At 62.5% G+C, this 7,962-nt stretch carries 7 protein-coding genes and 2 pseudogenes; 3 read left to right on the forward strand and 6 right to left on the reverse strand.

The genetic code is table 11. The features are described 5' to 3' along the window. Positions 1–265: 265 nt before the first annotated feature. Positions 266–397, forward strand: a pseudogene (locus KNW02_RS19630) (transposase domain-containing protein); the annotation flags it as partial. After that, positions 394–987 (forward strand): plasmid pRiA4b ORF-3 family protein, encoded by a 594-nt coding sequence (locus KNW02_RS19635; RefSeq protein ID WP_216034882.1) that lies wholly within the window; start codon positions 394–396, stop codon positions 985–987. The pseudogene KNW02_RS19630 and the gene KNW02_RS19635, both read left to right, overlap by 4 nt. Positions 988–1,024: 37 nt before the next feature. Here the strand turns inward: KNW02_RS19635 and KNW02_RS19640 are convergent. From KNW02_RS19640 to KNW02_RS19655, 4 genes and pseudogenes are all read right to left on the reverse strand, one after another. Further along, positions 1,025–1,198, reverse strand: a pseudogene (locus KNW02_RS19640) (IS6 family transposase); the annotation flags it as partial. 91 nt (positions 1,199–1,289) lie between these two features. Then, positions 1,290–2,165, reverse strand: coding sequence for a carbon-nitrogen hydrolase family protein (locus KNW02_RS19645; protein WP_216034883.1), 876 nt, complete (start codon positions 2,163–2,165; stop codon positions 1,290–1,292). Continuing rightward, positions 2,162–3,337 carry a C45 family autoproteolytic acyltransferase/hydrolase gene (locus KNW02_RS19650; protein ID WP_216034884.1) on the reverse strand — a complete coding sequence of 392 codons (1,176 nt, stop codon included), beginning with the start codon at positions 3,335–3,337 and terminating at the stop codon, positions 2,162–2,164. Before KNW02_RS19650 ends, KNW02_RS19645 begins: the two co-directional genes overlap by 4 nt. A 166-nt stretch (positions 3,338–3,503) precedes the next feature. Beyond that, positions 3,504–4,973 carry a biotin carboxylase gene (locus KNW02_RS19655; protein WP_216034885.1) on the reverse strand — a complete coding sequence of 490 codons (1,470 nt, stop codon included), beginning with the start codon at positions 4,971–4,973 and terminating at the stop codon, positions 3,504–3,506. 167 nt (positions 4,974–5,140) lie between these two features. On the opposite strand from KNW02_RS19655, the gene KNW02_RS19660 reads away from it, so the two are divergent. After that, positions 5,141–6,547, forward strand: a complete 1,407-nt coding sequence (locus KNW02_RS19660; protein ID WP_216034886.1) for an APC family permease — start codon at positions 5,141–5,143, stop codon at positions 6,545–6,547. A 38-nt stretch (positions 6,548–6,585) separates the two neighbouring features. Here the strand turns inward: KNW02_RS19660 and KNW02_RS19665 are convergent, their stop codons facing one another. Further along, positions 6,586–6,939 (reverse strand): hypothetical protein, encoded by a 354-nt coding sequence (locus KNW02_RS19665; RefSeq protein ID WP_216034887.1) that lies wholly within the window; start codon positions 6,937–6,939, stop codon positions 6,586–6,588. Positions 6,940–7,330: 391 nt separating this feature from the next. Continuing rightward, positions 7,331–7,780 (reverse strand): hypothetical protein, encoded by a 450-nt coding sequence (locus KNW02_RS19670; protein WP_216034888.1) that lies wholly within the window; start codon positions 7,778–7,780, stop codon positions 7,331–7,333. Positions 7,781–7,962 lie beyond the last annotated feature (182 nt).

Genomic DNA, 7,962 nt, shown 5'->3' on the forward strand with positions numbered 1-7,962 from the left:
GTGCTCGACCGCATCCATGACCACAAGATCAACCGGCTCGACGAGCTCCTCCCGTGGAATTGGACGCCGATCGCCGACACTCAGGCCCAAGCCGCCTGAGTAACCGCGGTAACAACCGGGCGGTTACCATGCACGCGCTCGCCTGGCTGTTTTCGGTAGGCGAGCTCGATCGCGTCAGCGCGGCTGCGCTTGGTGTTCTCGAGTAGTGTCAGCATCTCGCCGAAGACCTGAGCCGGGTTCCTGCTGCGGCTCGGATCGCATCTTGAAGATGAACGATGTCGATCCTCAGGCCTGGCTCGCCGATGTCCTGGCCAGACTGCCCGGCACGACGGCTTCTCGGGTGCCGGATCTGCTGCCATGGAACTGGTCTCGAACTCCGCAAAGGATGGCAGCATGACCCTGATCGCCCGCCTCCGGATTATCCTGAACGATGTCGACCCGCAGCCGATGCGCCATATCGAGGTGCCGCTGAAGATCAGGCTCGACCGGCTGCATGAGGTCATCCAGGCGGCCATGGGCTGGACCGACGCCCATCTCTACGAGTTCCGGGTGGGGGATGCCGGTTGGGGCGTGCCCGATCCGGACGGGATCTACGACGGCCCCATGGACGCGAAGAAGATGAGCCTGGAAAAGCTGATCGACCAGATCGGCACCAGGACGATCCAGTATATCTACGACTTCGGCGATGACTGGGACCACAGTATCCGGATCGAGCGGGTCAACGAGGCCGCCCCGGGTATGACCTGTCCACGGCTGCTGAAGGCCGCCGGGGCCTGCCCGCCCGAGGACGTCGGCGGCGCCTGGGGCTACGAGGAGTTCCTCGAAGCGCTCGCCGATCCCAATCACGAGCAGCACGCGGATATGGTCCACTGGTCCGGCGGGAACTTTGACGCCGAAGATGCCGGGATCGCCAGCATCATCGAACGCTTCGAGCGGCTTGCGAAAAAATGGACCACGCAGCCCCGCAAACCCAAACCTACGATCTGAGAGACGCCAGCGACCGCGGCCTACGCCGGATGGTTACGAATTTGGCCGTCCAGCGCCGAACCGTTTCATAGGAGACGTCGATGCCACGTTCGAGCAGCATCTCCTCGACCTCCCGCAGGCTCAGATTGAACCGGACGTACAGCCAGACCGCGTGGGCAATGATCGAAGGCGGGAACCGGTGCCGCTTGTAGCTGATGGAAGGTGTCTGCATCGCCGTGACCTACGTAGCAAACAGCGAGGAGGCAATCGCTACCCGATTAACGTGACAACTCCCCGGGCTCCGGTCGCGGCTCGATGAAAGATCACTGGCAGGTCACCTGTGCCGTACGCACCGCGCGATCCGGCTTTTCAAGCGGGCCGAGAGAATTCAGATAGCTGCGGTCGAAATCCGGTTTGTAGACCCTGAACTCCACGCTGCTGTCGCGAAAGCTCTTCAGCGGCTGCCCCATGTTCAGCAACCCTTGCTGCCGCTGGCGACGCAGCTCGCCCAGATCGACGTCGATCGGGATCAGTTCCTCGCCGACGCTGCCGCGATGGATGATCCGGCCGGCGGGGTCGACAACCGTCGAGTATCCGTTTCCGCCGGCGTGGATGCCGTTGATATGGAAGACATAGCACTGGAACATCGCCCCGGTCGCCTGCGCGATGGCCAGATCGGCGGGACGGTCGACGAAGCTGGCCAGAACCGGATTCAGGATCACCTCTGCGCCCATCGCGACCATCGTCCGCGAAACCTCGGGGAACCACAGATCGTAGCAGATCGAGACGCCGAACCGGCCGACTTCGGGCACGTCGAAGACGCAGAATTCGGCGCCCGGAGTCGTGCCCTGCTCATAGGGCGTGAAGGGGAACATCTTCCGATAGCGGGTGACTATCTCGCCATTCGGGTTGATGACCGGAGTGGTGTTGTAGATCAGACCGTCGCGTTCCTCGAAGATCGAGCCGGGGATCAGCCAGATCCCGTGCTTGCGCGCCATGTCCTGAAATTCGGTCTCGAACTCGCCACCCATCGGCTGTGCGCTGGCATGGTTGGGGCCGCTTGCTGCCAGTTCGCTGAACAGCACCATCTCGACCCAGGGGTAGACATGCATCAGTACGTCGAGACGGCTCCTCATCGCCTGAATATTGTTCTGCATGCCGACGGACATCTGGATGCCGGCTATGGCGAAATGGGTCATGAGACATCTCCATATGGCAGGGCGGAATCGGAATTCGGCGCCCAGAACTTGCCCAGGCTGGCCCAGTCGCGCTGCCCCGCCATGCAGGCCGAAAGCTGCGCCATGAAGCCGGCCAGCGCCGCAGGCTGCGCGCCCGTTTTGTGTTGCGGCGATGCGGGGGTATCCTTCCACCGCCCGACGACCGCCGATCCGCACTGCGAATAAGCCACATTCGCGCGCGCCGGATGGAAGTCGTCGATCTTCCAGACCAGCGGCTCGCCGTCCTTCCACAGCAGCATCGCCTCGCCCGTCGCGGGCCGGTAGGCTGCGGTATAGACCGTGCCGAACCCCTTGTCGTAATTCGTCGAGAACAGAGGCGCGCGCAGGAACGACTGCGTTGCCCCGGCGCCGGTCAGCCGGTCAGGCTGGGCCAGCATCGATTCAAGATGCGTTTCGCGAACCTGTGTGCGTGTCTCGCGTCCGTGGCGCGGCCATTCGACGCCCAGCTGATGATTGGTCGCCAGCGGCCGGTCGGACAGGATCGCCGGGCGATCCGGCGCCAGAAACACCGTGGCCCAATCGCCGGTCCGGTCGGCGACGGTAACGTTATAGGACATATGGCAGGGCACGGCGCGCAGCGCCTCACGTGCATCCGACACATCGCGGCACATTTCAAGCACATAGCGAATGATCAGCGGGATGCCGAAACCGCGCCCGCTTTGCGTCCGACCGCCAAAGGTCAGCGAGGCGGCCAGCCCCGCATCGTTCATGCCGTCGGCAAGCCCGGCCAGCCCCTCGACCATGCCCATGACCCGCCGCCCGCGCCAGGCCGAGTGCAGCATGGTGCTTTCGTTCAGTTCGGGGTCCAGATCGTAGTTGCGCAGCAGCAGCGGGCCGGAATCGTCGGACAGCACAAGCTGGCTGCACGACACCAGATAGCGCGGCGGCATCCAGAAGCTGAGAAAACGCGCCGCATCCTCGTCGCCGCCTACGGTCGCTACAAGCTCGTCCCATAGGCTTTCGAATTCGGGCATGTGACGGCGCAATGCCCGCCGCGCTTCGTCCAGCCGGGGGCCTTGACGACCACCCTTGGCAAGAAACCACTCACGCCAGCCCGGCCAGCCATGGTCGAAGACCGCCCGCCATGCCGTGCCGGGCCGCTGCTCGGTCAAACCTCGAAACTCAAGCTGCATCAGCCGTCCTTCCACGCCTTGGGCCGGACGATTTGTCCGGCCGGTCTGCCGTCCGACCGCCGCGGGCGGTCAGACACTATGCATCATAATGTAGTAAGCTGGCAGTTTGGTTGCGAAAGTCAAGAGGACCGCCCGGCGCGCCGAATCACGACCGCTCGCGCCGCTGTCAGAACCATTTACCCACATCCAGCCCCTGCGGCGGATGGACGGGCGCCTCGGCGGTCAAGGGGACGCTGGTAAAGGCGGCTTTCAACCCGGCATTCCACGCCTTTGCGCGATCGGACAGGGCGCGCTCATCCGACTGCATCCGTCCGCGCGCCAGCAGGCAGCCCAGATCGGCGCCGTGATAGCAGTATTCGCCGACGCCATAGACGCGAAGATAGAACGCCTCGTTCTCGTCACCGACGCTGGTGATGTTCAGCGCACCTCGCAGAAATTCGACATTGCCGTCCGGGTTCATCCGCCAGATGCCCGATTTCGGGGCATCGGTGATCAGTTCGACCTTGTCCTCGGTCTGCTTGAGGATCAGCTGTGTCCAGTTGTCATAGTCGTTCCAGCGTCCCTGCACCTCGTCGGGGTCGATCTCGTAATCGACGTCCAGATATTCCAGCAGGTGGAACAGGAACAGCGGACAGCCGCCATAGGTGGTGGTGATCAGATTCGTGGGCGGGGTGGCACCGCTGACGCGCGGGTTCAGCTCGCCCAGATAGACCTGGTGGTCATCGGTATCCAGAAGAAAATCGAGGCAAAATACGCCCTTGTAGCCTTCGGAGTACAGACGGTCCCCGAATTTCCGGGCCATTTCCCGAACCTTTTCGGGAACGCCGTCGGGCAGCAGCGTGGTCGAGATGTCGTTGCCGCACCAGCCGCCCTTATAGGGGGTGATTTCCTCGAACCCGGTGATGTCGGTCATGACCGGGCCGACCAGCGTGCCGTGCCGCGTGGCGCAGCCCTCGATGGTGCCGGGAAGGTGATTGATGCGCTTCATCACCTTCAGTTGCTGGCCGACGATCTTGCTTTCGAACTTGTCCCAGTCCTCTTCGGACTTGATGAAGAAGGTCGTGCGACCGCTGTCGCCATAGGGGGTCTGCACGACCAGATCGCGCCCCAGCCCGGCCTGTTCCGCGATCTGCAGCAGGTCCTGAAAGCTGTCGGCTTCGCCAACGGCGTTCGGTGCGCTGGCCACGCCTGCCTCATTGCCAAGCCGCGTCGTCTCGATCTTGGAATCCAGCCGCGTCCGCAGCGCGGCGGAGGGCAGTGCGATGTCGATTCCGACCTTTTCGCACAGCCGTTCGGTTTCCTCGTCGAACATCACGAAGATCGCCTTGCCGCGCGGCTGCTGTTTGACGCGCGCGGCGAATTCGGGGTGTTCGACCAGATAATTGGCGACGTCCTCCATCGAGTTGAACTCTTCCGGGCCGTCGCGGTGAGGTACGAAAACCCGTGGATGTGTGTCGTCGAATATGTTGAAATAGTTGATGAACTCCAGCCCGCCGATCCATTGGTCCAACCCCAACAAGCTGAAGGGCGTAGGAGTAATAACATAGATGGGCGTCTCATTTCGGCGCAGATATCGAAATATCTGGGTAAGGCCATTTAGCTTTGGACGTTCTTCACCTCGGACCGATTCCGTCATTTTCGCTCCTATTGGACAAATTCTGGGCAATTTTTGTTTCGTGCGGCGCCTAGAGATAGCACTTTGTTGCGCGGCGAGATCGAGTCAGCTACATTATGTTACATAATGCAAGCGGATTGTTCTAAGAGACATCCAGAAATATTCAACTCGGAGACATGGTGAGCAATATGGCTGAAGGGAAGTTCGAGAGAGTTCTCGATTCAAAGGAGGTGCTGGCGTTGGCCTTCGGCGCCATGATCGGCTGGGGCTGGGTGGTTCTGGCCGGAGGATGGGTCAACAGCGCCGGCGCCTTCGGAGCGATGCTGGCCTTCGCGATCGGCGGCTTTGCCGTGGTGCTGATCGGACTGACCTATGCTGAACTGGCATCAGCCATGCCGCTGACCGGCGGCGAGCATGTCTACAGCCATCGCGCCTTCGGAATGGGCGGGTCGTTCATCTGCACATGGGCGATCATCCTGGGCTATATCTCTGTCGTCGCCTTCGAAGCGGTCGCGCTGCCCACCGTGGTCGAGGAGCTGTTCCCCAACTACAAGGTCGGGCTGATGTGGAACGTCGCCGGGTGGGACGTCTATTTCACCTGGGCGATGGTCGGCGTCGTCGGCGCGATCACGATGACCTGGATCAATATCCGCGGCATCAAATCCTGCGCGCTGCTGCAGAAGGTCGTGACCCTGCTGATCCTGATCGTCGGCATCATGCTGGTCACCGGGTCGCTGTTCAACGGCGAAACCGGGCATATGGAGCCGCTGTTCGCGGACGGAGCCAAGGGGATCATGGCGGTCCTGATCATGACGCCCTTCATGTTCGTCGGTTTCGACGTGATTCCCCAGGCGGCCGAGGAGATCGACCTGCCGCACAAGCAGATCGGCCGCATCCTGATCCTGTCGGTCGTGATGGCGGTCACCTGGTATATCGCGATCATCCTTGCCGTCTCGCTGGCGCTGTCGGCCGAGGATTCGGCCGCCTCGAACCTGCCGACGGTCGACGCCATGAGCGCGGTGTTCGGCGGCGCATGGGCGGGCAAACTGCTGGTTCTGGCGGGTATCGGCGGCATCATCACCAGCTGGAACGCGTTCCTCGTCGGCGGCAGCCGGGCGATCTATGCGATGGCGCATGCCAAGATGCTGCCGGCCTTTCTGGGCAAGCTGCATCCGAAGTACAACACCCCGGTCAACGCCATCCTGATGGTCGGCGCGCTGTCGATCGTCGCCCCGCTGTTCGGCCGGAAAGCGCTGGTCTGGCTGGTTGATGCCGGCGGGCTGGGGATCGTCGTCGCTTATGCGGCGGTCGCCGCCTCGTTCCTTGCCCTGCGCCGCAAAGAGCCCGAGATGCCGCGCCCGTTCCGCGTGGCCAACGGCAAATTCGTCGGCTGGGGCGCCCTGATCCTGTCTGCCGGCATTATCCTGCTTTACATGCCGGGCAGCCCGGCGGCGCTGGTCTGGCCCTATGAATGGGCGATCGCCGGCGGATGGGCATTTATCGGACTGTGCTTCTATCTGTGGAGCCGGGCGGCTCATCCGGGTGAATCCGAGGGTATAGTTCACCGCGAACTGGCCTCGGGCCACAGTGACTGACACCGCCTGGCTGTCATTTTGGGGCCGGGCGATCGGCCCTATTTGAACGAGAGCCCGCTGTGGGGATCGAGCTGATCCTCTTCGGCGGGTTCTATGTCGTTTCGTACCCAGAAAAAGCGAAAGCCCATGCGGCGCAGCCATTTTTCCAGCCGGTCGAGGCTGCTCCATTCCCGCCGCAAGCCCCGCGCGCTTTCGACATGCGCCCATTGCCCGTCGACAAGGAAATAGACCGTCCACGTATAGGGATAGCGGTCCTGATCCGCGAAGCCGCCGGCCTCGGTTTCACGCCACGATCGCGCGGCAACCGGATGGGTCGTGATCCGATAGCTGGCCAGCAGGTCGGGAAGTTCGTTCTGGCGGACTGAGATCGCGGGTATCGGGTTCGGTATCATGTTCTCGGGCGGTCAGGCCCGCCTGTGGCTGACGGATTCGGGCTGTGTTACCATGGTAGCCGAAATGGTCGAATGGTTCTTTGCCGAAATCACCTTGTAGCACATCCGGCGCGGCAGGTATGCTAACATCTGCGGCGAAAGGCAGGTTCTGTCCCGCATGGCTGCCGCCAATCCGGCGAAAATGCTGCACCGGTAGTCGAAGGGCTGGTCTGGCGAATGCCGCAACGCAGCGCAACGTCCTGTCGAACGGCGGGTGAGGGTCGGCCTTGCCTCGACCGGCCAGCGACAGACTTCCAAGGCGTCGCTGCATCGCCGCGCGAGCGGCTTCGTCCTTGGGCCGAATGATGATGTCCTTCCTTGCCTACGGCGATGTCATACTGGCAGTGGAGCACTACTGCCTGAGGGGGGCCTTGTCGCCGATCAGCGCCGTCTCAATGTTCTCATCGTCGCCGTCGGACCTCATGGCGTCAGCTATCAGGTGATTGACCGTATCCTTGAAATACGCCACCAGTTCCGCGTGCAGGGCGCGGAACTCCGCACCAACGGTTTTGTTGAAGGCCGCCGGTCGGACACGGACCATCACGGTGGTGCGTCGCTGTCGTGGATACCGATAGGGTTTCACGCCGTGCTTGCGGCACAGCGCCACGAAGATGCGCACCGCCCATGCGTCAGGGAGCGAGTATTGCAGCTCGGTCTCCTTTTCGTCAGCCGGGGACTTCAGTCTTTCAGCCAGCCGATCCCGGGCTGCGCCAGCTGCGGCGCGTTCGCCTGGTGTGGCCCCGCGTGCAAAGAGCTGTTCGAGTTTCTCCAGCCTGGCGCGGATGTCTTCAGATCGTTCCATCTCGTTCCCCATTCCTGCCACCAGACCTGCCGCGTGCCGCTGGCCGGGTCAATGAGAGATATGCGCGAAAGTTGGTGATGCCTGATCAGGCGGCGGTTTGAAGTTGGCGGAGGCCATCGCGGAATTCAATCCCCTGGATGATCTCGGGCAGGCGGTTCTGGCCATCAAGCTTGCGCCATTTC

Source organism: Paracoccus marinaquae, assembly GCF_018860165.1.
Classification (GTDB): Bacteria; Pseudomonadota; Alphaproteobacteria; order Rhodobacterales; family Rhodobacteraceae; genus Paracoccus; species Paracoccus marinaquae.